The 24,741-nt window shown below is 63.2% G+C and carries 22 protein-coding genes; 4 read left to right on the top strand and 18 right to left on the bottom strand.

What is annotated here, in order from left to right:
* Positions 1 to 10: 10 nt before the first annotated feature.
* Together CAF63_RS24255 and CAF63_RS24250 are read right to left on the bottom strand one after the other, a co-directional pair.
* The gene (locus CAF63_RS24255) at positions 11 to 913 is read right to left on the bottom strand and encodes a transporter substrate-binding domain-containing protein (protein WP_085689653.1); all 903 of its coding nucleotides are present in this window, start codon (positions 911 to 913) and stop codon (positions 11 to 13) included.
* Positions 914 to 954: 41 nt separating this feature from the next.
* The gene (locus tag CAF63_RS24250) at positions 955 to 2,196 is read right to left on the bottom strand and encodes a D-amino acid dehydrogenase (protein ID WP_085689651.1); all 1,242 of its coding nucleotides are present in this window, start codon (positions 2,194 to 2,196) and stop codon (positions 955 to 957) included.
* A gap of 108 nt (positions 2,197 to 2,304) precedes the next feature.
* On the opposite strand from CAF63_RS24250, the gene CAF63_RS24245 reads away from it, so the two are divergent.
* Positions 2,305 to 3,216, top strand: a complete 912-nt coding sequence (locus tag CAF63_RS24245; protein ID WP_085689649.1) for a LysR family transcriptional regulator — start codon at positions 2,305 to 2,307, stop codon at positions 3,214 to 3,216.
* A 117-nt stretch (positions 3,217 to 3,333) separates the two neighbouring features.
* Here CAF63_RS24245 and CAF63_RS24240 read toward each other — a convergent pair whose 3' ends face one another.
* A complete protein-coding gene (locus CAF63_RS24240) occupies positions 3,334 to 3,951 on the bottom strand; it encodes a hemolysin III family protein (protein WP_085689647.1) in 618 nt (205 codons plus the stop codon).
* Positions 3,952 to 4,093: 142 nt separating this feature from the next.
* Between CAF63_RS24240 and CAF63_RS24235 the strand changes: the two genes are divergently transcribed.
* Positions 4,094 to 5,008 (top strand): LysR substrate-binding domain-containing protein, encoded by a 915-nt coding sequence (locus CAF63_RS24235; protein ID WP_085689645.1) that lies wholly within the window; start codon positions 4,094 to 4,096, stop codon positions 5,006 to 5,008.
* 111 nt (positions 5,009 to 5,119) lie between these two features.
* On the opposite strand, the gene madM is transcribed toward CAF63_RS24235, so the two are convergent.
* From madM to pilG, 15 genes are all read right to left on the bottom strand, one after another.
* A complete protein-coding gene (gene madM / locus CAF63_RS24230) occupies positions 5,120 to 5,884 on the bottom strand; it encodes a malonate transporter subunit MadM (protein ID WP_085689643.1) in 765 nt (254 codons plus the stop codon).
* A 1-nt stretch (position 5,885) separates the two neighbouring features.
* Positions 5,886 to 6,302 carry a malonate transporter subunit MadL gene (gene madL / locus CAF63_RS24225; protein WP_007953315.1) on the bottom strand — a complete coding sequence of 139 codons (417 nt, stop codon included), beginning with the start codon at positions 6,300 to 6,302 and terminating at the stop codon, positions 5,886 to 5,888.
* A 64-nt stretch (positions 6,303 to 6,366) separates the two neighbouring features.
* Positions 6,367 to 7,287: a malonate decarboxylase subunit epsilon gene (gene mdcH, locus CAF63_RS24220; protein WP_085689641.1), complete on the bottom strand. Its 921-nt coding sequence runs from the start codon at positions 7,285 to 7,287 to the stop codon at positions 6,367 to 6,369.
* Positions 7,284 to 7,904, bottom strand: coding sequence for a malonate decarboxylase holo-ACP synthase (locus CAF63_RS24215; RefSeq protein WP_085689639.1), 621 nt, complete (start codon positions 7,902 to 7,904; stop codon positions 7,284 to 7,286). Before CAF63_RS24215 ends, mdcH begins: the two co-directional genes overlap by 4 nt.
* Positions 7,898 to 8,683: a biotin-independent malonate decarboxylase subunit gamma gene (gene mdcE / locus CAF63_RS24210; RefSeq protein WP_085689637.1), complete on the bottom strand. Its 786-nt coding sequence runs from the start codon at positions 8,681 to 8,683 to the stop codon at positions 7,898 to 7,900. The genes CAF63_RS24215 and mdcE overlap by 7 nt, the downstream gene beginning before the upstream one ends.
* Positions 8,680 to 9,531, bottom strand: a complete 852-nt coding sequence (locus CAF63_RS24205) for a biotin-independent malonate decarboxylase subunit beta (protein WP_085689635.1) — start codon at positions 9,529 to 9,531, stop codon at positions 8,680 to 8,682. The genes mdcE and CAF63_RS24205 overlap by 4 nt, the downstream gene beginning before the upstream one ends.
* A complete protein-coding gene (locus CAF63_RS24200) occupies positions 9,524 to 9,823 on the bottom strand; it encodes a malonate decarboxylase subunit delta (RefSeq protein ID WP_039767948.1) in 300 nt (99 codons plus the stop codon). Before CAF63_RS24200 ends, CAF63_RS24205 begins: the two co-directional genes overlap by 8 nt.
* The gene (locus tag CAF63_RS24195) at positions 9,823 to 10,695 is read right to left on the bottom strand and encodes a triphosphoribosyl-dephospho-CoA synthase (protein WP_085689633.1); all 873 of its coding nucleotides are present in this window, start codon (positions 10,693 to 10,695) and stop codon (positions 9,823 to 9,825) included. The genes CAF63_RS24200 and CAF63_RS24195 overlap by 1 nt, the downstream gene beginning before the upstream one ends.
* Positions 10,695 to 12,365 carry a malonate decarboxylase subunit alpha gene (gene mdcA, locus CAF63_RS24190; RefSeq protein WP_085689631.1) on the bottom strand — a complete coding sequence of 557 codons (1,671 nt, stop codon included), beginning with the start codon at positions 12,363 to 12,365 and terminating at the stop codon, positions 10,695 to 10,697. Before mdcA ends, CAF63_RS24195 begins: the two co-directional genes overlap by 1 nt.
* A 206-nt stretch (positions 12,366 to 12,571) precedes the next feature.
* Entirely contained in the window at positions 12,572 to 13,042 is a 471-nt protein-coding gene (locus tag CAF63_RS24185; RefSeq protein ID WP_085689629.1) for a chemotaxis protein CheW, read from the bottom strand.
* Positions 13,035 to 18,950: an Hpt domain-containing protein gene (locus tag CAF63_RS24180; protein WP_085689627.1), complete on the bottom strand. Its 5,916-nt coding sequence runs from the start codon at positions 18,948 to 18,950 to the stop codon at positions 13,035 to 13,037. The genes CAF63_RS24185 and CAF63_RS24180 overlap by 8 nt, the downstream gene beginning before the upstream one ends.
* Before the next feature lie 35 nt (positions 18,951 to 18,985).
* Complete coding sequence (locus CAF63_RS24175; RefSeq protein WP_085689625.1) at positions 18,986 to 21,046, bottom strand: methyl-accepting chemotaxis protein; 2,061 nt, start codon at positions 21,044 to 21,046, stop codon at positions 18,986 to 18,988.
* A gap of 13 nt (positions 21,047 to 21,059) precedes the next feature.
* Complete coding sequence (locus CAF63_RS24170) at positions 21,060 to 21,599, bottom strand: chemotaxis protein CheW (protein ID WP_085689623.1); 540 nt, start codon at positions 21,597 to 21,599, stop codon at positions 21,060 to 21,062.
* Between the two features lie 10 nt (positions 21,600 to 21,609).
* Positions 21,610 to 21,975 (bottom strand): twitching motility response regulator PilH, encoded by a 366-nt coding sequence (gene pilH / locus CAF63_RS24165; RefSeq protein ID WP_011336365.1) that lies wholly within the window; start codon positions 21,973 to 21,975, stop codon positions 21,610 to 21,612.
* 60 nt (positions 21,976 to 22,035) lie between these two features.
* Positions 22,036 to 22,440 carry a twitching motility response regulator PilG gene (gene pilG, locus CAF63_RS24160; protein ID WP_007953330.1) on the bottom strand — a complete coding sequence of 135 codons (405 nt, stop codon included), beginning with the start codon at positions 22,438 to 22,440 and terminating at the stop codon, positions 22,036 to 22,038.
* A gap of 225 nt (positions 22,441 to 22,665) precedes the next feature.
* Here pilG and gshB point away from each other — a divergent pair, with 225 nt between their 5' ends.
* Together gshB and CAF63_RS24150 are read left to right on the top strand one after the other, a co-directional pair.
* Positions 22,666 to 23,616, top strand: a complete 951-nt coding sequence (gshB, locus tag CAF63_RS24155; RefSeq protein ID WP_007953331.1) for a glutathione synthase — start codon at positions 22,666 to 22,668, stop codon at positions 23,614 to 23,616.
* 107 nt (positions 23,617 to 23,723) lie between these two features.
* Positions 23,724 to 24,623 (top strand): energy transducer TonB, encoded by a 900-nt coding sequence (locus CAF63_RS24150; protein WP_085689621.1) that lies wholly within the window; start codon positions 23,724 to 23,726, stop codon positions 24,621 to 24,623.
* The last annotated feature ends 118 nt before the right edge of the window (positions 24,624 to 24,741 follow it).

Here is a 24,741-nt window from a genome sequence, read left to right as displayed (position 1 = left end):
GATCTGACCGTTATTGCACCGGATCACTGATCGGTCTGGCGATGATTGCCTTGAGTTCGCTGGTCATCGGGAACTCAAGGTTCAGGCCCTTCGGCGGGATCGGTTGTTCGAACCACTTGCGGTAGATCCCGTTGATCTCCCCCGAGCTGTACAGGTCGGCCAGCACACCGTTGACCAGCGCGAGGAATTGCGGATCATCCTTGCGCACCATGCAGCTGTAGATTTCCCGCGATTGCTCCTCCCCCACCACAACCCAGTTGTGCGGGTCCCGCGCCTTGGCTCGCTCGCCGTAGAGCAGCGCATCGTCCATGTAGAACGCTGCCGCACGCCCCGATTGCAGCATCTGGAACGCCTCGCCGTGATCCTTGGCGCTGATGACGAACATGTTCAGTTTGTGGTCGAGGTTGTAGCTCTTCAGATAACGCTCGTTGGTGGTGCCGGCGGTAGTCACCACGTTCTTGCCGCGCAGGTCATCGAAGCTGTGGATGCCGCTGTCCTTGGCGGTCAGCAACTGTCCTTTGACGTAGATGAAACCGTAGGAAAACGCGACCTGCTTCTGCCGCTCGGCCGTAACGCCGGTGGAGCCGCATTCAAGGTCGACCGTGCCGTTCTGCACCAGCGGAATCCGCGTCTGCGACGTCACCAGGTTGTACTTCACCTTCAGCTCCGGCAGCGCCAGTTGCTGCTTGATGCGCTCGACAATCCTGCCCGCCAGCTCCACCGAATACCCCATCGGCTGCCCGGTGTGATCGCCCACGTACGAGAACGGCACCGACGCATCGCGATACCCCAGGGTGATGCTGTTGGCGCTGGCGATCTTGCCGAGCGTACCGGTCAGCGGCACTTCATTGGCCTGCGCCTGAGTGCCGAAAACCAGCGCCAGAGTGCAGCCGAGCAACGTGATTTTTTGCATTGTTATTCTCCGTTGTGGGTGGGGTGTTTTAGCAGAAACCGTCACGCCGCACGGGGATTGAACCCGTGCAGATCAATGGATGTGCGTTGCTGGCCGATCAGTTCGCTGAGCAACTGCCCGCTGCCGCAGGCCAGGGTGAAACCGAGCGCACCGTGGCCGAGGTTGAGCCACAGATTGCGATACGCCGTGGCGCCCAGCAGCGGAACGCCGGTGGGCGTTGCCGGACGCATGCCGGCCCACTCCACGGCCGCGTCGTAGTTGCCAGCGTCGGGAAAGGTGTCGTGGGCCTGACGTCTGATCAGCGCCAACCGCTCGGGGTCCACCGCCGGGTCGAAACCGACGATGTCGACCATCGCCGCCACGCGCAGTTGTTCGCCGATGCGCGCGTAGACGATCTTGCGGTCGTAGTCGGTGATGCTCACGTCCGGTGCTCGATGCTCGCTGCCGATCGGCACGGTCAGGCTGTAGCCCTTCAGCGGATACAGCGGCAGGCGCAGGCCGGGCAGCGCCAGCAACGGGCTGCGATGGCCGGCGGCGATTACCAGTTGCTCGACCGGCAGAATTTCGTCGTCAAGCTCAATGGCCGTGACGGCGCCGTGGCTGTGGCGAATGCCGATGACTGCCTGACCGAGACGAAACTCGCAGCGGCCCGACGCCTTCAAGCGCGCCGCCAACTGCTGGCAGAATCCGTGACAGTCACCGACTTCTTCATCCGGCGTGTAGATCGCGCCCACAAACGGCGCATCGGCCAGTGCCGGTTCAAGCTGCGCACATTCGGCGGCGGACAACACCTGCTGTTGCTGCGGATCGGCCAGGCCCTTGCGTGCATGCTCGAAGCTGGCGGCATTGCGGAAAGTCACCAGTTTTCCGTTGCGCCGCCAGTTGAAACCGGTCAGTCCGTCGTCCTCGCGCCAGCGTTTCAGCGTGCTCTGGCTGAACAGTGCCAGACGCAGCAGATGCGCGGCGTTTTCGCGGTTGACCGAGGTGCGGCACGCGGCGAGAAACGAGGCCATCCAGCGCCACTGCGCCGGGTCCAGGCGCGGGCGCAGCTTGAGCGGTGAGTCTCCGCGCAGCATCCAGCCGATCGCCTGCAACGGCACGCCGGCATCGGCCAGCGGCGCGACGTAGCGGTAAGACAACTGGCCGCCGTTGGCGAAACTGGTTTCGCTGCCCAGCGACTGCCGCGCCTCGACCACCGTCACCTCGAAGCCGTCGCGCACCAGCGCCCAGGCCGTTGCCAACCCGATCACGCCGCCGCCGATGATGCACACACGCTGAGCCATGTCCGTCCTTATTTCTATCTGAAGACGAGGCCGAGGTTAGGGTGAGGTGACAGGCGCCGAACAATGAATAAAGATGCCAGACCTATAAACAAAGGTTATGGGATCGTCATGCGCCTTCGTCACATCGAGATTTTCCAGGCCATCCGCCAGACCGGCTCGGTCAGTGCCGCTGCGCAGTTGCTGCACGTCTCGCAACCGGCAGTGACCAAGGTGCTGCAGCACGCCGAGCAGCAACTGGGCTTTCCATTGTTTCTGCGGGTGCGCGGCAAGTTGCAGGCGACCCCGGAAGCGCTTGAGCTGGAGCGCGAAGTCGACAAGGTCACGGAAAGCCTGCAAGGCGTGCGGCGTCTTGCCCAGAGCCTGCGCCGCGAACCCGGCCACAGCCTGCGGATCGGCGCGACCCCGGCGCTGGCGCTGTCGTTGCTGCCGCCGGCAATCCAGCAATGGACGGCGCAGTTCCCGGACATCGCCTGCGAACTATCGAGCGCCCACAGCCGCGAGCTGATGCAGAACCTGCTGATGCGCGAAGTGGACGTGGCCCTGACGTTGCAGTTGCCGGACCATCCGGGGCTGAAGGCGCAGGCATTGGCCTCGGGGGTTCTGGTGGCGCTGGCGCCAAAGAGTTATTGGCCGGAGGAAGATGCCGGTCAGCCGTTGCCGCTGATGGCACTGGCCGGGGCGCCGCTGATCGGCCTGTCTAGCGCCGATCCATTGGCCGCCCGCCTCGATAGTTATCTCGAAGCGGTCGAACCGCCGCCGCGTGTGCGGATCGCCGTGCAGACGTACTCACTGGCGCGGGCGATGGTGGAATCCGGCGCCGGTGTGGCGGTGATCGATCCGTTCACCGCTCTCGGTGCTTCGCCGACCAGCACCGTGATTCGCCCACTTGCGCCGCCATTGCCGATCACGCTGTACGCCGTGACCCGCGCCACCGAACCACCGCCGCATACGCTGCATGATTTGCTGGAGATCTTCAGTCAGCGCGCTGGCGAACAACTCAACAACCTGACCCCTGCATAGATCTAATATGGGAGCGGGCTTGCTCGCGAATGCGGTGCGTCATTCAACATAGATGTTGTCTGAGCCGACGCATTCGCGAGCAAGCCCGCTCCCACAATGAATTGTGGATAACCCTGGTTAAAGGACGTAAAACAGAATCGCCACAAAGTGCAGCAGGCTCCCGGCGATCACGAACAGATGCCAGATCCCGTGGGCATGCCGCAACCGATGGTCGAGGGCAAAAAAGATGATCCCCACGGTGTACAGCACGCCACCCGACGCCAGCCAGGCAAACCCGGCACCGCCCAGCGCCGCGATCAGCGGCTTGACCGCCACCAGCACGATCCAGCCCATCACCGCGTAGATCACGATCGACAGGATCCGCGCCTCGGAGCGCGGCTTGATCTCTTGCAGGATGCCGATCAGCGCCAGCCCCCAAACGATCCCGAACAGCGTCCAGCCCCACGGCCCACGCAGGGTCACCAGGCAAAATGGCGTGTAACTGCCGGCGATCAACAGGTAGATCGAAAAGTGATCGACCTTCTTCATGATCGCTTTCTTGCGCCCGCGCACGCTGTGGTACACGGTCGATGCGCTGTAGAGCACCAGCAGGGTAAAACCGTAGATCGCCACGCTGACGATCTTCCAGGGACTGCCGTCGAAACTGGCGATCACCACCAGCCAGATCGCCCCGACAAACGCCGCCACCGCCCCGACCAGATGCGTCCAGGCGTTCAATCGTTCTCCGTGATACATGTGTCGCACACCTCGATTTCATTTACCGCAGCGCGCAAGGCTCGGGCCTTGAGCGTAAAAGCGCAATGTTTCCGTTAAACGCGGGCCTGCGCCTGTCCTGATATTTGGGCACAATCGAGCGATACCAAGAAGAGTCCGCGCCATGCTGATCGACGAAGAATTGACCCTGAAAAAACTCGAGGTGTTCCTCGCCTTCATGCGTACCGGCAACCTCGCGCGCGCCGCCGCCGAGTTGCAGACCAGCAACGTCAGCGTGCACCGCGCGATCCATTCGCTGGAAAGCGCCCTGCGCTGCCCGTTGTTCAAGCACGAAGGGCGCAACCTGACGCCGCTGGAAAGCGCCTACGTGCTCGAAGAGCGGGCGCAGAAGCTGATTCAGGACGTGGTCGAAAGCGTGCGCCTGACCCGCGAAGCCGCCGGGTTCTCGGCCGAACGCTTCAAGCTCGGTTCGCTGTATTCACTGACGGTGAAGACCGTGCCGCAATTGATCATGGGCCTGAAGATCCGCCGCAGCGAACTCAACATCGACCTGATCCTCGGTTCGAACATCGACCTGCTCTACAAGCTGAAAAACATGGAAGTCGACGCGATCCTGGTGTCGCTGGACGACACCGTCAACGACCCGGACTGCGAGCAGATTCCGCTGTTCTCTGACGACATCTTCCTCGCCACCCCGGCCGATTCGCGCTTCGCCCAACGCAGCGAAGTGGATCTGGCGGAGGTGCGCGATGAAACCTTCATCACCCTCACCCAAGGCTTCGCCACCCATCAGGACGGTATCCGGGTGTTCAGGCAGGCGGGGTTCGAGCCGAAGGTGGCGATGCAGGTCAACGACATCTTCACCCTGCTGAGCATGGTCAGCTCGGGGGTGGGTTATGCGTTGCTGCCGGGAAGGATTGCGGCGGTGTACGAGAATCGGGTGAAGCTGATTCCGTTGCAGGAAAAGTACCGGTTGCAGCAACACATTGGCGTGGTGTTTTTGAAGGCCAAGGAGCGGGATCCGAATTTGCTGGCGTTGTTGGCGGAGTGTCGGATGTATGCCAATCGCCAGACCTGACACCCCGTCGCGCCCTTCGCGAGCAAGCTCGCTCCCACAGGGAAATGCATTCCAAATGTGGGAGCGAGCCTGCTCGCGAAAGCGTCAGCCCGGACAACTCAAAATCCGAACCTAGCCCACAATCCCGCGAACGATGAAGAACAGCAGCGAAGGCCCAAGCAGGCACCCAAGTCCGGTGTGGAAGGTCGCGGTCAATGCCCCATAAGGCACCAGCCGCCGATCCGTCGCCGCCAGCCCCGCCGTCACGCCGCTCACCGTCCCGGCCAGGCCGCCAAACACCATCGCCGAACGCGGGTTGTCCAGGCCCATCCAGCGCGCCGCCACCGGCGTGCCGACCATCACCAGAATCGCCTTGATCAACCCGGTGGCAATCGACAGCGCCATCACATCCGACGTCGCGCCAATCGCCGCACCGGTCACCGGGCCGACAATGTAAGTCACCGCACCGGCGCCGATGGTGGTCATGCTCACCGCATCGCGATACCCGAACGCCCAGGCCATGCACGCGCCGACAATGAACGGCAGGATCGTGCCCAGCAGCAGCGCAATCACGCCAATCATCCCGGCCTTCTTCGCCTCGGTCGCCTGCACTTCAAATGCTGTGGCGACAATGGCGAAATCCCGCAGCATCGCGCCGCCCATCAGACCGATGCCGGAGAACAACGTCAGATCCGCCAGGCCCTTCTGCCCGCCCGTCATCGTCCCGCCGACCCAGGCCAGCACCAGACCGATGACGATGGCAATCGCCGAGCCGTGAATCCGCCCGAACGTCAGGCGTTTGGAGAGGATCACCGAGACCCACATGATCACGCCGACGAAGGCGAACGCGGTGATCAGACCGTTGTGTTCCAGACCTTTTTCAATGAGATCCCACATGTCAGCGACCTCCTACCGGTGTCCCAACCGGGGAGATTTCCGCCGGCTCGTCGGGCAATGGCTCGCCCTTGTGGGTGCGGCTGATCAGGGCAATCGTGCAGCCACAGACCACCACCGAACCGATTGCCGCCAGTACCGCCACCGGGCCGCCGTGCAGGGCGGTGACGACGTTCTGTTGTGCGGCCATCGCCACCACCACCGGAATGTACATGGCGCCCCAGAAGCCGACGCCCATCTCGCAATCCTTGGTCATGCCGCCGCGTTTCTGCATCCACAACCGCGCGCAGATCAACAGGATCATGGCGATGCCGACCCCGCCGACGTTGGATTTGACCCCCAGCAGCACGCCGAGCAGGTCACCCATGATCACCCCTGCCAGCGTACAGATCGCCAGCAGCGCCACACCGTAAATAATCATTGTTGTAGTCCTCAAAGTGCATCGTCGAATGTTGTTTTTGTTGTTCGAAGCCTGAGTCGGTGATTTAGGGTCGTCGGCCCTCCTCTTCACGCAACAGCGCCTGCAAGGTGTCGAGCCGGGCACTGTTGAAGGCAGCGACGGTGCCCTGCTCGAACACCCGGCGCGCCAGCCCGGTCAGCACCGCACCGGGCGGCAGTTCGATCTGTAAACGTACGCCGCGCTCGTAGGCGCTTTGCACGGTGCCGCGCCAGTCCACCACGCGACACATGTTGAAGGCGAGATCGTCGCGCAGCGCTTCTACCTGGGTCACAGGCCTTGCGCGGCTGCCGCTCAGGTAAGCGATTTTCGGTGTTTTCAGTTCTACCCTGGCGAACGCTTCGGCGAGTGTTTGCGCAGGCTGATCCAGCAACGGACAGTGCGACGGCACGCTGACCGCCAGACGTTTTGCCAGCCCGGCGCCACGACTGCGCGCCAGCTCGGCGACCGCTTGCATCGCCTTGTCGCTGCCGGCAATCACCACCTGGTTATCGGCGTTGATGTTGGCCAGGTAAACCGGCGTATCTGCGCCGTGCACCTGCGCCAGCAAATCTTCGACTGTGGATAATTGCAGGCCGATGATCGCGGTCATGCCGAAGCCCTGTGGATAAGCCTGCTGCATCAACTCACCGCGCAGGCTGACCAGATGCAACGCATCGCTGAAGCTCAACGCCCCGGCGACCACCGCTGCCGGATAGGCACCGATGGACAGACCGGCGACGTAATCGGCAGTGAGTCCTTGCTGCAACAACTGCCGCGAGGCTGCGACTCCGGCGATCAGCAGGCAGAGCTGTACCGCTCGGGTGCTGCGCAACGCTTCGCTGGAATCCAGCCGCAAGACATCTTCACCGAGGCTGTCGCTGGCCTCGATCAGCGTTTCCCGAGGCAAACGCTGGAGCATGCCGGGCTGCTGCGCGCCCTGGCCGGGAAATACCAGCAGGCTGCTCACGCCGCCTGCTCCTGCGGGTTCCACGGGTCGCTGACCAGACAGGCTTCATGGGCGTTTTTCAGCAGCACCCGCGAAGCATTCCCGGCCCACTCGCGCAGGGCGACGGCACCAAATGGTGTCTGCAACTGCAGGTCGACCCTGCAGATCGCCTGATCGAAAACCGCGACCAGTTTGCGTGCCTGATTACGGGTGATGAGTTGCGGTGTACGCAGGATCAGGTCGAGATCACTGGCCTCGTGCATCGCTTTGAAACCGCTGGCCAATTCAAATCCGGCACTGCCGCTGATGCCCCAGACCCAACCGCAATCATCAAGTACCGGCCGCAGTTGCCGCAGCGCGTGCAAGACCGGCAGATCACGCTCGCTCTCTACCTGACAAAGCGCTTCCGGGCTGACCCGACAGGCAATCGAATCGATCGCCATGAACGCCGCCAACCGCTGCTCGCGCAACCGACCGCGCACGCCCACCGCCACGAATCCCTCTTCACTCAACGCCCGCCGCACCACCACCGGTTGCCCGGCAGCCAGCGAATCAATCGCCCACTGCGGCGCATCCGCCGGCAACTGCGCCGGCGTCATGCCCCACAGCAGGTCGTGGGCCAGAGGCGTGTTCACCACTGCGCCCTCAGCAATTCACGTACACGGCTGGAGGCTTCGCGATTTTTCGCGCCGAGACGATTGCTCAAATCCGTCGCGCCAATATCGCCGATGGCTTGCTTCAAACATTCGCCGACCCGCGCCAGATCCTCCGCCGTCGGCTGTTCGATCTGCTGCACCGACAGGGTTTCCCAGAGCAATCCGAGGCTGGCATAGCTGTCGATGTCATAGGCCATCGGCGGCACGCTGGACGCCAGCACTTCCAGTTCTTCGACGCTGCGCAAGGTCACCCGCGCCGCCGAAGCCTTGCCCATCGCATGCACCATCACCCCCGGATCACGCAGGGCGATCAAGCGATTGGCCTGATAACCATGAGCGAGAAACGCCCCAGACATGGCCTTGCCCACCAGCAGCGCTATCACTGGGTGCCCGGCCAGACGCGCGCGGGCATAAGCGTCCGCCGCACCGGCCAACGCCTGATGAATGCCGAGGGCTTCTTCGCGGCGACCATAGGCCTGGCTCGGCACATCGACGATCGCGATCAAGGGACGCTTTTGCGTTTTGTCTCGGTCGGCGGAGATCGCATCATCCACAGCCTTGGCCAAACCCCAGCCTTCGAGCAAACCGACTTCGCCGTTGCGAGCGCGAGGGAAACGGTTTTGCGGATCGGCGACCACCGCGATAAAGCGCCCGAGCTCACCGTCGGCGACTTTCAGCGAGGGCGGCAACCCTTCAACGACATTCGCGTCAGCGCTCAAGGCATTGAACCAGTTCAAACCGCGCATGGAATAACCGCTCATGAGCGCTCTCCTTGATACAGGTCGCGAACCATCGAAGGCTCGATTTGCTTGTCAGTGTCCAGGCTCGTCAGCCGTTGCAGGAACCATTCGGCCCGCTGACTGCGCGGTTGTTTCGGCAAGCCTTGTTGCATCAATTCGCCGACCTGCTGGCGAATCTGCGCCACGTCATCGGCGACATAACGGTCCACCAGACCACTGGCGAAACGTTGCTCGCCACCGGTCAGGCTCCAGATGAAGGGCCGGTCGCGGGAGTCGTATTCCTCGATCCCGGCTTCCTGCTCGATCACCTGCGGGCCGTTCAGGCCGAGGCGTGCTTCCTGGGTCACCAGCAAATAGCTGCACAGCGCAGCGGCAATCGACATCCCGCCAAAGCAACCGACGCTGCCGGCCACCACGCCGACCACTGGTTGGTGTTGCTGCAGATCGACAATCGCCGCGTGAATGTCGGCAATCGCCGCCAGTCCGAGGTTGGCTTCCTGCAAGCGCACACCGCCGGTTTCCAGCAGCAGGATGGCGCGGGTCGGGATGCCTTTGCGGTTGTCCTCGGCAGCCAGTTCCAGTGCGCCGGCGATTTTCGCGCCGCCGACTTCACCGAGACTGCCGCCCTGAAACGCACCCTCGATGGCAGCGATCACCACCGGCAAACCGTCGAGTTTGCCCTTGGCGATCACCACGCCGTCATCGGCCTGCGGCACCACGCCCTGGCGTTCGAGCCATGGCGACATCACGCGCTGAAACGGGTCGAGCAGTTCGCGGAAAGTGCCGGTGTCGAGCAAGGCTTTCGCCCGCTGCCGGGCGCCGAGCTCGACGAACGAGTGTTTGTGCAAAAGCGCTGAGGTGTCAGTCATGGCCGATCTCCTCGAAGCCTTGTTCCAGTCGCAGGCGAACCACACCGGGGGTCGCGCCGAAGTCGTGGATATCGATGGCCATCGCCGGCGGTGTGGTGCCGTCGAACATCCGCGCGAACAGATGTTGCCAGCGCTGCTCGGCACCATTGACCGAGGTCTGCACATTGATCGTCAGCTTGCCGGCGAGGCCCGGTTCGATCAGCACTTCCAGATCGCCCGAACCGACACAACCGACCAGCGCCCGACCGCGCGGCGGCTGCCCGGCGGGGAATTCAAAGGATAAGGTTTCCATCAAAACGCTCCCTGAAGGATGCCGTCGCGCTCGATTCGATCAAGCAGCAGGCTGGCGGCGAGCAAGTCGGCGGCGCCACCGGGCGAGGCATTCAATGCGATGAGTTGTTGATCCAGTTCGTGCAGGCGGCGGCGACCGGTGAGGCTGGCGCTTCCGCCAGCGTCGAGCACTGCCTGAGCGCCGTGCTGCATGGCGTGCAGGCCTTGTTCGCCGGCGCGATACAGGACGCAGGTGTCGGCGAGGTCGGTCATGATTGCGAGTAAGCCATCCAGCCGGGCGTTCTGTTCGCCATGGCCGGCGGCGCGGCTGCGCTTGAGTTGCGGCAGACCGCGTTGCACCACGGACGGAAAGCCGAGTTGCGCTTCCTCCCGGGCACCGCGAGCGCCGTAGCGTTGGGCGACTTGCGCGCCGTGGCTCAGCGGGCGCGGCGCATAACGGTCATCGAGCAATGCCAGACGTGCGGCGCGCAGAGTGACGGCGCCAGCGCTGGTGGATTTGGTGTCCAGCGCAGCAGCCGTGACCAGCAGGCCCAGCGCCCAGATCGCCCCGCGATGGGTGTTCACGCCGTTAGTGGTAGCGAGCATTGCTTGCTCGCCTTCCCGGCCGATGCGGCCGATGGCTTCGCGCAGCGGCAAGCCGATCTCGCCGAATTCAAGCGCGGCTTCGGCCATTTCCTTGAACGCCGGCCACAGCGCCAGCGCCGAGGCGTGCATCAATCCCAGATGCAGATCCGTGTGCGCGCCGTTGCCACGGCGGTCGACCAGCGCCGGTTTCGGCGACAGGTCGGCTTCGTCGATCAGCGCGTCCACCGCCAGATCCGCCAGCCGCTCCGCGAGGGTGATGGTTTTCGGTTGCAGGTTGAGTGCGTGCATTACCAGCTCCTGAACTTGGCGGGCGGGTTGTAAAGGCCGCCGGACCACTCGACCAGATCGGCCACGCTCTTCGCCGCCAGCAATTCGCGGGTAGCGTCGGTGCGGCGAATGCCAAGGTCTTCGGGCAAGGCGATCAGGCCTTCACGGCGCATGCGTTCGGTGTCTTTCGGGTTGTGCCGCAGGCCGATGGCAGTGACGCCGGCCACCGCAGCGATCATCGCCTGACGCTCTTCCAGCGAACGTGCTTTGTACAGGTAGGCGATACCTTCTTCGGTGAGCAGGTGGGTGACGTCGTCGCCGTAAATCATGATCGGCGCCAGCGGCATCCCACTTTTTTTCGCCACCTCCACTGCGTCGAGGGTTTCGACGAAGGTCGGTTTGCCGCCCTCCTGGAACGTTTCGACCATTTGCACCACGAGTTTCTTGCCGCGTTCGAGCATCGGTTGTTGCGAATCATCGTGGCGCATGTCGAGCCAGGCCGGGGTGCCGTGACGCCGACCACGCGGGTCGTGCCCCATGTTCGGCGCGCCACCGAAACCGGCGAGACGGCCTCGAGTTACGGTTGAAGAATGACCATCGCCATCGACCTGCAGGGTCGCGCCGATGAACAGGTCCACCGCGTATTGCCCGGCCAGTTGGCAGAACATCCGGTTGGAACGCAGCGAGCCGTCACGGCCGGTGAAGAACACATCGGGCCGGGCGGCGATGTAGTTTTCCATCCCCAGTTCGGTGCCGAAGCAATGCACGCTTTCGACCCAGCCGCTTTCAATCGCCGGAATCAGGGTCGGGTGCGGGTTGAGTGTCCAGTTGCGGCAGATCTTGCCTTTGAGGCCGAGGGATTCACCGTAGGTCGGCAGGATCAGTTCGATGGCGGCGGTGTTGAAGCCAATGCCGTGGTTCAGCGACTGCACGTTGTGTTTTTCGTAGATCCCCCGGATCGCCATCATCGCCATCAGCACGTGCACAGGCTTGATGTGACGCGGGTCGCGAGTGAACAGCGGTTCGATGTAGAACGGCTTGTCCGCCACCACCACGAAATCCACCCACGATGCGGGGATGTCCACGCGAGGCAGTTCGCTGACGTCGTCCACCAGTTGGTTGACCTGGACGATGACGATGCCGTCGCTGAAGGCTGCCGGTTCAATCAGCGCCGGGGTGTCTTCGGTGCTCGGGCCGGTGTAGATGTTGCCGGCCCGGTCGGCCATGAACCCGGCCGAGAGCACGACGTTGGGGATCAGGTCCACCACCAGCCGGGCGTAGAGTTCGATGTAGGTGTGGATCGCGCCGACTTCCAGCAGGCCGTCTTCGAGCAACTGGCTGATGCGCAGGCTCTGGGTGCCGGCAAAGGAAAAATCGAGCTTGCGGGCAATGCCGCGTTCGAACAGGTCCAGATGCTCGGAACGACCGACACTGGGCATGATCATGTGCAGGTCGTGGAGCTTTTCCGGGTCGGCCTTCGCCAGCGCACGGGAAAGGAAATCCGCCTGCTTCTGGTTGTTGCCCTCCAGCACCACACGGTCGCCGGGCAGGATAAGCGCTTCGAGCGCCGCGACGATCCTGTCGGTGGGCAACACCGCACCGTCGGCCAGCCCGCGCACCTTGTCGAGGCGCCGCTGCTTCTCGTCACGCCGCCGCGTCCAGCGCGAGTCGGGGGATATTGTTGTTGTCATGCTCACTCCACGGGGTTCGCTGTCGTGGAGCTACCTTAGGAGTGTCGGGTGGGGGCATCAATCAAGCGCGGTGGTGAACCGTTACGGTCAGCGTAATGGTTGGAATCGCTATCGCGAGCAGGCTCGCTCCCACAAGGGAAACGCATTTCAAATGTGAGAGCGAGCCTGCTCGCGATGGGGCCAACCCGAGCACTGCAGACTCTGGATCAGTGGACCAGCCCCGCATCCACCAACAATGTCTCCAGCGCCAACAAATCCGGCACCTTCGCCACCTGCTCTCCCACCTGTACCGCAGCCTGCTCCAGCGCACACAGCGGCACGTCGACATAACTCAACTGGCTGTCGAGCTTGTACGAGCGCGGAATCCCCTGCACCAGCAGCGCAATGAACTTCAACTCCGGCCGCCCGCCGAGGGCATTGAGGATGACGATACGTGCCCGTTCGCCGATGACGATCTTGTTGCCGCACGCCGACTCGAAACTCAGCAGCGGAATCTGCCGCTCACGCCAGGTCACCCGACCGAGATACCACGGCGGTGTGTCGAGATCGAAGGCGCTGGACTGGTAGTCGATCAGCTCGGCGACGGCGACGTTGGGCAGGATCAGGTTGCGATCCGCCAGCGGCAGCAGCAGCCCGGTGAGTTGGCTGGTGCGCTGGTTGTCCCGGCGTTCATGCATGTTTTTTGCTCCACAGCGCGATGCTTTCGAGCAGCACCGATTCCTGGTACGGCTTGCCAAGGTAGTCGTTGACGCCGATGGCCATCGCGCGATCGCGGTGTTTCTGGCCGGTGCGCGAGGTGATCATGATGATCGGCAGGTGTTGCAAGCGCTCGTCGTGGCGTACCTGGGTCGCCACTTCGAATCCGTCCATGCGCGGCATTTCGATGTCGAGCAGCATCAGGTCCGGCATGTGTTCTTCCAGCAGCAGCATCGCATCGACCCCGTCCTTGGCGGTCAGCACGTTCATGCCGTGGCGTTCGAGCAAACGGCTGGTGACCTTGCGCACCGTGACCGAATCGTCGACCACCATCACCAGCAACGGCTTCTGCGGTTCGCTCTCGATGTCGTGACTGGCCGGACGCTGCGGCAACCGCGCCTGCATCGCGCGGATCGGCGCCAGCAGGTCGAGAATCAGCACCACCCGGCCATCGCCGAGAATCGTCGCTCCGGACACGCCCTGCACCGACGCGAACTGCGGGCCGAGGCTCTTGACCACGATCTCGCGGGTGCCGGCCATCGTGTCGACCTGCACCGCGATGTGCCGCTCGTTGCACTGCACCAGCAAGACCGGCACCGGCAGGCTCTGGCCGGACAGCTTCGGCCGTGGCGCGGTTTTCAGCAGCTCGCCCAGGTAGCACAGCTCATAACGCTGGCCGCCGTATTGATAACTCGGCGGGTCGAGACGGAAATGCCCGTCCAGTTCATTCGGCAGCACACGGACGATGCCGTCGATGGTGTTCAGCGGAATCGCGTACTGATCCTCACCACACTGCACCATCAGCGCACGGTTGACCGACACGGTGAACGGCAGGCGAATGCGGAAGTGCACGCCCTGCCCCGGCACCGAGTCGATGCTCATGGTCCCGCCCAGTTGCCGGACTTCTTCGTGCACCACGTCCATGCCCACGCCACGCCCGGAAATCTGGGTGATTTTCTCGGCGGTGGAAAACCCTGGCTGGAGGATGAACTGCAACACTTCGCGGTCGCTGATCTCGGCGTCCGGCGCCAGCAAACCGCGCTTGATCGCCTTGCGCCGCACAGCGTCCAGCGGCACGCCGGCGCCGTCGTCGCGGATGTCGAACACGATGTCGCCGCCCTCGCGGGACAGGTCGAGGCTGATCTGCCCTTGCGCCGGTTTGCCCGCTGCCAGCCGGACTTCGGCAGACTCCAGACCATGATCGACGGCATTGCGCAGCATGTGTTCCAGCGGTGCGGCCATGCGTTCGAGGACGTTGCGGTCCATCTCGCCTTCGGCGTTGCCGACGCTGAACGCGACGTCCTTGCCCAGCTCTTCGGCGACCTGCCGGACGATGCGTTTCAAACGCGGCAACATTCGCTCGAACGGCACCATGCGCGTGCGCATCAGGCCTTCCTGCAACTCGGTGTTGATCCGGCCCTGCTGCTGCAACAGGTTCTCGGCGTCGTGGGTGCGCCGGTCGAGGGTTTCCTTCAGATCCAGCAAGTCGGAAGCGGACTCGAACAGCGCCCGTGACAGTTGTTGCAACTGCGAATGGCGGTCCATTTCCAGCGGGTCGAAATCTTCGTAGCCGAGGCGTTCGGCATCCACTTGCTGGCGGCTGAGGATCCGCCCCTGGGTTTCGGTGTCGAGCCGGCGCAACTGGTCGCGCATACGCTCGATGGTGGTTTCCATCTCGTGCAGGGCGGTCTGCGCATCGCTGACTTGCTGTTCGATGCGCCCACGGAAAATCGAGGTTTCGCCGGCGAGGTTGACCAGGTCATCCAGCAACTCGGCGGAGACCTTGACCATGTCCGCCCCGGCCTCGGGCGCCGGGGCGGCAGGCTCGACCTTGACCGCGGCCGGCGGCACGGGCGCCGGGGTTTGAACCACCACCGGATGGCTGAAATTCTGGATCGCGCTGATCAGCCGGTCTGCCGGTGGGCACGGCTGGCCGGCACGTACCGCGTCGAGCATCTGCGCCAGGCGGTCCTGGCCGCGCTGCAACAGCGCAAACAGTTCGGCGCTGCCCTGCAGGGTGCCGGCGGACAGGCTTTCATAGAGATATTCGAGTTCGTGGGCGAGGTCGCCGATCGGGCCGATCTCCACCATCCGCGCGCCGCCCTTGAGGGTGTGCAGGTCGCGCAGCAGGGTTTCCACTTCCTGGCGATTGCCGGGCTCGGCCTGCCAGCGCAATAGCGCGGCACCGGAGTTTTCGATGATGTCGAAACCTTCTTCGAGGAAGATTTCCAGCAGCTCCGGATCGTGTCCGGGGCCGTCCTGCGTAACGCTGGTTGGCGGTGTTTCGGGAGTGGCGCTCGGGCCCTGACGGAACCGGCGGATCGCCTCGATCAGGTCCTGCGCCGGTTCCAGCGGCTGGTGCCGGTGCAAATGTTCGAGGAACTGCGCCAGACGTTCGTGGCTCTGGCGCAGCAATCGGTCGAGGGCTTCGCTGTGGCTGTAACGACGATCCACCAACCCTTCGTAAAGGCCTTCCAGCTCATGGGCCAGATCGCCGACCGCCGCCACCTCGGCCATCCGCGCGCCACCCTTGAGCGTGTGCAAATCCCGTTGCAGCGACGACAGCGGTGCGCCGTTCTCCGGGTCCTTCAGCCAACGCTGTAAGGCTTGCCCGGCGCTATCGAGAATGTCCACCGCCTCTTCGAGGAAGATCTCGACGATCTCGTCGTCCGGCCCGCTGTCGACGCTGTGTTGTTGGAGTTCGGCTGTGGCGCTGCCCAGTTCGCGGATGCTCAGGGGGCGGCTGCCATCGCTGCGGATCAGGCCCATGGCCGACGGATCGAGGCTCTCGTCGAGCAGTTCGTGCAAGGCGCGGATGCGCTGCGGTTGCGGGGTGATTTCCTGGCCGGCGGCCAGTTCGTCGAGCATGTTGATCAGCGCTTCGTGGGCCTGCTGCGCTTCATGGAAAAACCGCTCGCTGACCGCCAAGCTGCTCTCTTCGACGGCGCCGTACAGATCGAGCAAGGCTTCACACAGCACATCCACCGGCAGCAGATCCGCCAGATGCGCGCCCTCACCCAGGGTGGTCAGCTCATCCAGCAGAGCGCTGAGTTCCTGACGTTCGCCGGGGTGCTGCTGCCAGCGCTGCAAAAGGTTTTCGGCGTCGAGCAGGATGTCCATGCCCTGGGCCAGGAAGTTGTTGATCAGTTGCGGATCGCGCTTGACCCGCAGGGCGCTGCTCGGGGCGTTGAGGATCGATTCCAGACGCTCGCCGAGCAGGGTTTCAGTGCGTTTGATCAGCGACTGCGCACCGACAATCGGCGCCAGCGGATCGTGTTTGAGCTGACGCAGACCAACGCGGAACAAGCCCTCGGCTTCGAGCAGCAGTTCCACTTCGTCCAGATCCAGCGCCAGCTGATGGGCCTTGAATTCCCGCGCGAGCTTATCGAGCGGCGCCGCCAGTTCGGCAATCGGCGAAACTCCCGCCATCGATGCGCTGCCCTTGAGGGTGTGCAGCGCGCGCTGCAACTCGTCGCTGGCCTGCAACGGCACATGCTCGGCGGCCTGATCGAGAAAACGGTTGAGGCTGGCAAGATGGGTTTCGGCTTCGTTGCGGAAGATATCCAGCAACAGCGGATCGAGGGCCGCGACGTCTTCCACGTCTTCGGCCGGCAGCGGCGTGTCGCCCTTGGCCAGCGCGTGGGCGCGGGCCGCCAGTTGATCGACATCGTGGCGCTGACGCTGGCCGTTGGTGGCGAATTCGGCGATCAGATCCGGCAACAGCAACAGTGTGTCGGCCAGCAGCTGGCGCACCGCCGGGCCGGGTTCGACGCTGTGTTCGAGCACGCGGTTGAGCAGGTTTTCCACCGCCCAGGCCAGCTCGCCGAGGACCAGCGCGCGCACCATCCGGCCGCTGCCCTTCAGCGTATGGAAGCCGCGGCGCAGCTCACTGAGGGCGGCGCGGTCGTCGGGTTCGGCAGACCAGCGCGGCAGGTATTCGCTCAGTACTTCGAGCACTTCCCCGGTCTCTTCGAGAAACACTTCGCGCAGCTCGTCATCCACCGGTTCTTCGTCGGCCGGTGGCGGCAGCAGGCTGCCCGGCGTGGTCAGCGCCGGCGGGTTGACCGCCGACACCGGGCTGGCCAGCACTTCGGCCAACGACTGCACGATCTGCGGATCGTCCAGCTCCTGCAAATCCTGCATCACCAGCGCTTCGCTGGGGCTGAGCACGTCGTCGAGTACCGGCACATGCGGCTCGCCGGGCTGTTCGTCAGGAAAGAAACCGAGACTGGCGAGGCTTTTCTGCGCGATATCCAGCAAATGCTCGCTCGGTGCCTGCGGGTCGTCGGTCAGGCGCTCGAGGTAATACTCGAGGCTGGTGATGGCGTCGGCGAGGCTGTCGAGTTGCTGCCAGCCCGGCTCGTGAGGATCGAGCAACAGGTGCTCGCGGATAAACCCGTTGCAGGCTTCGAGCAGGCTTGCTGCACGCGCCAGCGGAATCATCGCCAGCGCGCCGCGCACCTGGGTCAGCAGCGCCGGCAGGCTTTGCAGTTGCTGGCGATCCCAGTCGGCGTCGATGTAGTCGACGATCATGTCCTTGGCCTGTTGCAGGCAGATGCGCGCTTCCTTGATCACGATCTGATGGATCTGCGTCAGGTCGGTGGTCGGCAGGCGCGAGTCTTCCGGGCTCTCCGGTTCCACCGTGCCGACCATCCCGGCCAGGGTCGCTTCGACGTAGAGCAAGGCGCCGGCGACGTCCATCAGCGTGGCGTCGTTCGGCTCACGCTGACCCTGCGCAAGGCTGAGCACCACCGCCAATTGATCGATGATCACCTTGCGCGGCTGGCCGAAACCGAGCACCGCGAGGGTGTCGGCGATCTGCCGCAGCGGCGCCAGCAGGCTGTCCAGGTCCGAGGCGTGCTGGCGATCGCTGCGCACGAACAGGTCGAGGCGTTCCTTGACCCGCACCAGTTCTTCGCACAGTGCCGCGAGCACCGAGCGCATGGCATCGCGGTCGGGGCCGGCCAGGCGCGCGCGTTCTTCGTCGACCATCGCGCTGTCGGGCAGCGCGTCGTCCAGGGAGTAGCGATCTTTCATGGTCAGCATCTGCCCGGTGGGATGTTCGGCTTTGGCGATATAAAACAGCAGGCTTTTCAGCAGTTCAGGCGGTGGCGGCTGGTTGAGGCCGGGCATGCCCTGTTCGAGCAGGCGCTTGAGTTCCTTGTCGGCGTCCTTGAACAGGCTGCGCAGGGCCGGGCTGTTGGCGATCCGCCCTTCGCGCATGCCTTCGACCAGCGCCGAAGCGACTTGCCACAACGGGCTCAGCGGCGCGTTACCGCTGAGTGCTTCAAGCCGGGTAAATACCTTGGCCAGATAAGCGAGGTGCGTCTGGTCGTCCTGTTCGCGAAGCAATCCGACCAACGCCATTTGCAGCATCTGGCGCAACTTGCGCAGTACATTCGGCAGCTCCGCCGGTTCCAGCAGCGCCAGCGCCTCCGGGCTCAGGGGTGAAAGCTCGGGCAACTGCGGGCTGAACAGGCTGGTTTCCGACAACAGGCTTTCGCCCCGGGCGCTGCGCAGATCGTTGATCAGCGGCAGCACCACCAGCGGCAGGTCACGGCGGGCGCCCTGCACGCGGTCGAGGTAAATCGGCAGTTGACCCAGCGCCTGCAACAGCAAGTGCAACGCTTCGTCGCGGTGGCTGACGCGGTCGTTCTGCAACGCTTCGACCAGGTGCTCCATTTCTTCGGCGAGCAATGCTGCGCCGTAGAACTCGACCATTTGCAGGCTGCCGTGGACCTGATGGATGCAGGCCAGGCATTCGTCCAGCCCCGGCACCGACTGCGGATCGTCGAGCACGGCTTCGATGGCCTGATGCGCCTGCCTCAGCGTCTCGGCTATTTCACCCTTGACCCATTCGAGGGCCACGTAGTCGTGCCGGTCACCCATAACCACTCCGCTCGACATGGACTCGCCCGCAGGCCTCACGCCTTGTCCGCGACGGGCGCAGGCGCCGCCGGCAAGGTGAACCCGGACACCGAGCGACGCAACTGGCTGGCCATTTTCGCCAGGTTGCCGATGCTCTCGGCGGTGGCCGTGGAGCCGGACGAGGTCTGCGAGGTGATCTGCTGGATCACGTTCATCGTCAGGGAAATCTGCCCGGCCGAAGACGTCTGCTGCTGCGCCGCGTTGGAAATGCTCTGGATCAGCGCTGCAAGGATCTTGGATACGCCTTCGATTTCTTCCAGGGCCACACCGGCATCCTGCGCCAGCCGCGCGCCGCGCACCACTTCGGTGGTGGTCTGTTCCATGGAAATCACGGCTTCGTTGGTGTCGGTCTGGATCGCCCGCACCAGCGTTTCAATCTGCCGGGTCGCGGCGGACGAACGCTCGGCCAGCCGCTGCACTTCGTCGGCAACCACGGCAAAACCGCGCCCGGCGTCACCGGCCATCGAGGCCTGAATTGCCGCGTTGAGGGCAAGAATGTTGGTCTGGTCGGCAATGTCATCGATCAGGCTGACGATGTCGCCGATTTCCTGGGACGACTCGCCCAGACGCTTGATGCGTTTGGCAGTGTCCTGGATCTGCTCGCGGATGTTGTCCATGCCGTGGATGGTGTTGTGCACCACCTCGTTGCCCTTGTTGGCGATTTCCACCGAACGCTCGGCCACCGCCGAGGATTCAGCGGCGTTGGCCGACACCTGGTCGATGGACTGGGCCATGTCGCTGATCGCGGTCGATGCTTCGGAAATCTGCTGGGCCTGATGCTCCGAGGCCTGGGCCAAATGCATGGCGGTGGCCTGGGTTTCCTGCACCGCAGCGGCGACCTGGCCGGCGGTGAGGTTGATGGTGGCGACCAGATCGCGCAACTGGTCGACGGAATAGTTGATCGAGTCGGCGATGGTCCCGGTGAAGTCTTCGGTCACCGAGGCCGTTACAGTCAGGTCGCCGTCGGCGAGGTCTTCGATTTCGTCGAGCAGGCGCATGATCGCGTTCTGGTTGCGCTCGTTCTTCTCGGCGGTCTCGCGCAACTGACGGTTGGTTTCCCGGACCATGACCATGCCGATCAGGATGATCGAGGCCAGCGCCAGCAGGCCCAGCACATAGCCGCCGATGGTGTCGGTGCTGCGACCGCCGGCAAGGTTTTCAAAACGGCCGGCCAGGTGCGAGGCTTCGTCGAGCAGGGTCTGCGACAGGCTGAAGATATTGGTGGCCGATTCACGGACCTTGAACAGCTCGGGCGAGGTTTCGAGGATTTCATCCACCGAGCCTGAGACGAACTGGAACAGCTCGGAAATTTCGCTCAAACGCGCACGGGCGTCGCGGTCTTCGACCTGGCTGATCTTCAGCGTCGAGTTACCTTGCAGCATGCCGTTAAGCACCTGACCAAAGCGTGCGGCATCACGGCCAAAGGCATCGGCAGCCTGTTGCGAGTTTTCATCGCCGGAGAGCACGGTATTCACCGCGCCGAGAATCCGTTCGGCCAGCAGCGACTGACGCTGGGCCATCGCCACCTGCGCCGCCGGGGCACCGCGTTGCAAGAGGATTTCCACGACCTTTTCGTATTCGATCTGCAACTGCGGCACGGTTTCGGCCAGGGTCGCGGCCACCTGATGCAGGGACAGCACGGTCTGTTCGCTGGAGAGAATCGCGTCGGTGTTTTTCAGCAGGCGTTCCCAGTCCAGCTGCACGGCGCGCATTTCCGGACGCACGGTGGACGGCGCCGGCGGCAGGCCGGTGGCCGGGTCGCCTTTCTTCAAATAGCCCCAGCGCTGGGCAAAATCGTTGCGCGCATCGCTCAACAGTTTGAACGCGGCGGCCTTGCCGGCGGCGGCTTCGGTGGCGTTCTTGGCGATCCGCTGCGACAGCACCCGCAGCTCGCCGGCGTGGCCGATGTACTGCTTGTCGTAGTTGGCCTGGGTGTTGAGGTAAGCGAAGTTGGCGAACAGCAGCATGATGAACACGATCAGTGCGATGAACAGCACGATGATCTGCGAGCGGCTGCGCGAGCCTTCTGCGGGCTTGCCTGTTTTTGCTTTGATCATCGGTCCTCGCCTGTTAAACCGCGACGTGCATGAAACTCGGTGACTGCGCCAGCGCAAACAGGCTGAACACCCGCCAGTTCTGCTCGCGCCGGAAATAACCCTTGATGAACTCGCCCTTGGAGCCTTGCCGTTTGCTGATCGAGACGGATTCGAAACTGTCCTGCTCGAAGTGCTGCAAGCCGAAGACTTCATCGACCAGCAACCCGGCAAACACGTCCTGATGCTCTACCACCAATACCCGCCGCTGTTTGCGCATCGGTGACAGCTCATGGCCGAAGAATCCGCACAGGTCCATGACCGGCAGCAGGCGTCCGCGCAAGTTGGCCACGCCCTTGACCCACGGCTTGACGCCCGGCAACTGGGTGACGCGCAGTTCGGGCAGCACTTCGCTGACTTCGCCCATCGGCGTGACGTACCAGTGCTCGCCCAGACGAAAGCCGATGCCGCTCCAGCGATCCTGGCGTGCAGCTTGCGACGGCAGGTCCGCCGCCAGCAGGCGACAGCGCTGGTCGATCTGCCACAACAGTTCGAACGCGGTCAGCGACTCGCTCATGGCGGCGCGATCAACCGGCCAGCACGTTGTTCAGGGTCTTGATCAGCGTGTCTTCGTCGACCGGTTTGGTCAGGTAGTCCCTGGCGCCTTGGCGAGTGCCCCAGACCTTGTCGGTCTCCTGATCCTTGGTGGTGATGATGATCACCGGGATGTGGCTGGTTTCCGCATCCTTGGTCAACTGACGGGTAGCCTGAAAGCCGTTGAGGCCGGGCATGACGATGTCCATCAGCACCGCGTCGGGTTTTTCCTGGCGGGCCAGGGCCACGCCGTCGGCGCCGTTTTCGGCTTTCAGCACTTCGTGCCCGTGCTTTTCCAGCATGCCGGTGAGTTTGTACATTTCGGTCGGCGAATCATCGACGATCAGGATACGTGCCATGGTCTTCCCCATTTTTCTTGTCGACACCGGGCCCGCTAGCCGAGCGTCTCTGTGCGTGTCTTACTGCGGCAAAGCGGCAGCGAAGCCCGGAACATGGGCCGAAATCGCGTCGAGCAGTTCTTCCTTGCTGAAAGGCTTGGTCAAAAATTGATCGGAACCGACAATCCGCCCCTTGGCCTTGTCGAACAGCCCGTCCCGGGACGACAGCATGATCACCGGCGTACCCTTGAACGCGTTGTTGTTCTTGATTAAAGCGCAGGTCTGATAACCATCCAGACGCGGCATCATGATGTCGACAAAGATGATCCCGGGATGGTGGTCGGCGATCTTCGCCAGAGCGTCAAAACCGTCGATCGCGGTGATGACTTCGCACCCTGCATTTTTCAACAGGGTCTCGGCGGTGCGACGAATCGTTTTCGAGTCGTCGATCACCATGACCTTCAAGGCGCTGGACTGCTGTTCCATAAGGGGGCTCTACCGTCGCCTTTGCGAATCAATTTGTCCGTTTTGCGATGCGTAATGGCTGGAAACCCTTGATGCTCAAGGGCCAGCACGACATGGCAGCCTTTTTAGCACAGTCTCCTGATCCAATCTATCGACGGGTTTTTCCTTGACCGAAAACCCGCCCGGCGCCACTCTGGCGGCACTTTTTTCATACCGATCCGGTAGCCAATTTTCGAGGAAAACCCAATGAGCGTTCGCGTCGGGATTGTCATGGACCCTATCGCCAGCATTTCCTACAAAAAGGATAGCTCGCTGGCCATGCTGCTGGCGGCGCAGAAGCGCGGCTGGGAACTGTTCTATATGGAACAGAAAGACCTTTATCAGGGCGAAGGCCAGGCACGGGCGCGGATGAAGCCGCTGAAAGTCTTCGCCAACCCGGAAAAATGGTTCGAACTGGGCACCGAGCAGGATTCGCTGCTGAGCGACCTGAACGTGATCCTAATGCGCAAGGATCCGCCGTTCGACATGGAGTTCGTCTACTCCACCTACCTGCTCGAACAGGCCGAGTCCGCCGGGGTGCTGGTGGTCAACAAGCCGCAAAGCCTGCGCGACTGCAACGAAAAGCTGTTCGCCACGCTGTTCCCGCAGTGCACACCGCCGACCGTGGTCAGCCGCCGCGCCGACGTGCTGCGTGAGTTCGCCGCCAAACACGGCGACGTGATCCTCAAACCGCTGGACGGCATGGGCGGCACCTCGATCTTCCGTCACCGCGCCGGCGATCCGAACCTGTCGGTGATCCTGGAAACCCTGACTGCCCTCGGCGCCCAGCAGATCATGGGCCAGGCCTACCTGCCGGCGATCAAGGACGGCGACAAGCGCATCCTGATGATCGACGGCGAGCCGGTGGATTACTGCCTGGCGCGGATTCCGGCCCAGGGCGAAACCCGTGGCAACCTCGCGGCAGGTGGCCGTGGCGAAGCCCGTCCGCTGACCGACAAGGATCGCTGGATCGCCGCCCAGGTCGGCCCGACCTTGCGCGAGAAGGGCCTGTTGTTCGTCGGCCTGGACGTGATCGGCGAGCACCTGACCGAAATCAACGTCACCAGCCCGACCTGCATCCGCGAAATCGACAATGCCTTCGGCACCGACATCGGCGGCCTGCTGATGGATGCCATCGAGAAAAAGCTGCAAGCTTGATGTGCATCACATGCAGCCTGTCGCTTGATGCTTGAAGCCCAAGGCGTGAAACCAACATTGCGTTATCATGCGCGGCCTGTGAAAAACGCGATGTTGGTTTTCTTGTCATGACACTTCCGTCCGATCTGCCTGCTGAACTCGCCCACCGCGGCGTGCGCCCGGTCGATCGCCTCGGATTTACCCTGTTTCTTGCGGCGCTGATCCATTTGGCACTGCTGCTCGGCGTGGGTTTCACCATGGTCGAGCCCAAGCAGATCAGCAAAACCCTGGAAATCACCCTCGCCACCTTCAAAAGCGAAAAGAAGCCGGCGAAGGCCGATTTCCTCGCCCAGGAAAACCAGGAAGGCAGCGGCACCCTCGACAAGAAGGCGATTCCCAAGACCACCGAGGTCGCGCCGTTCCAGGACAATCAGGTCAAGAAAGTCACCCCGCCACCGGCCGCCAAACCGGAAGTGCAGGAAGCCGCGCCCAAGGCTGCGGTGACCACTGTCGCGCCGAAACCGAAAAAGGCGCCGACCAAGAAAGAAGAAGCCAAGACCGAGACCAAACCAACGGTCGATGCGCCGACTTTCGACAGTTCGCAACTCTCCAGCGATATCGCCAGCCTCGAAGCGGAACTGGCCAAAGAACAACAGCTGTACGCCAAGCGCCCGCGCATTCACCGCCTGAGCGCCGCCTCGACCATGCGCGACAAGGGTGCCTGGTACAAGGACGAATGGCGCAAGAAGGTCGAGCGCATCGGCAACCTCAATTACCCCGAGGAAGCCCGGCGCAAGCAGATCTACGGCAATCTGCGCCTGATGGTGTCGATCAACCGCGACGGCTCGCTGTATGAAGTGCTGGTGCTGGAGTCTTCCGGCCAGCCGCTGCTGGATCAGGCGGCGCAACGTATCGTGCGACTGGCAGCTCCGTTTGCACCGTTTACCGGCGACCTGTCGGACATCGACCGGCTGGAAATCATCCGCACCTGGAAATTCGCCCGCGGTGACAAACTCTCGAGCAACTGACACACCGAAGAACCCCTGTGGGAGCGAGCTTGCTCGCGAATGCGGTGTGTCATACAACATTGATGTGACTGATCCACCGCTTTCGCGAGCAAGCTCGCTCCCACATTGGAACAGTGTT

The organism is Pseudomonas sp. B20(2017) (assembly GCF_002113125.1).
Classification (GTDB): Bacteria; Pseudomonadota; Gammaproteobacteria; order Pseudomonadales; family Pseudomonadaceae; genus Aquipseudomonas.
The sequence above is the reverse complement of the archived record's forward strand: the minus strand, read 5'-3'. Positions and strand labels throughout refer to the sequence as shown.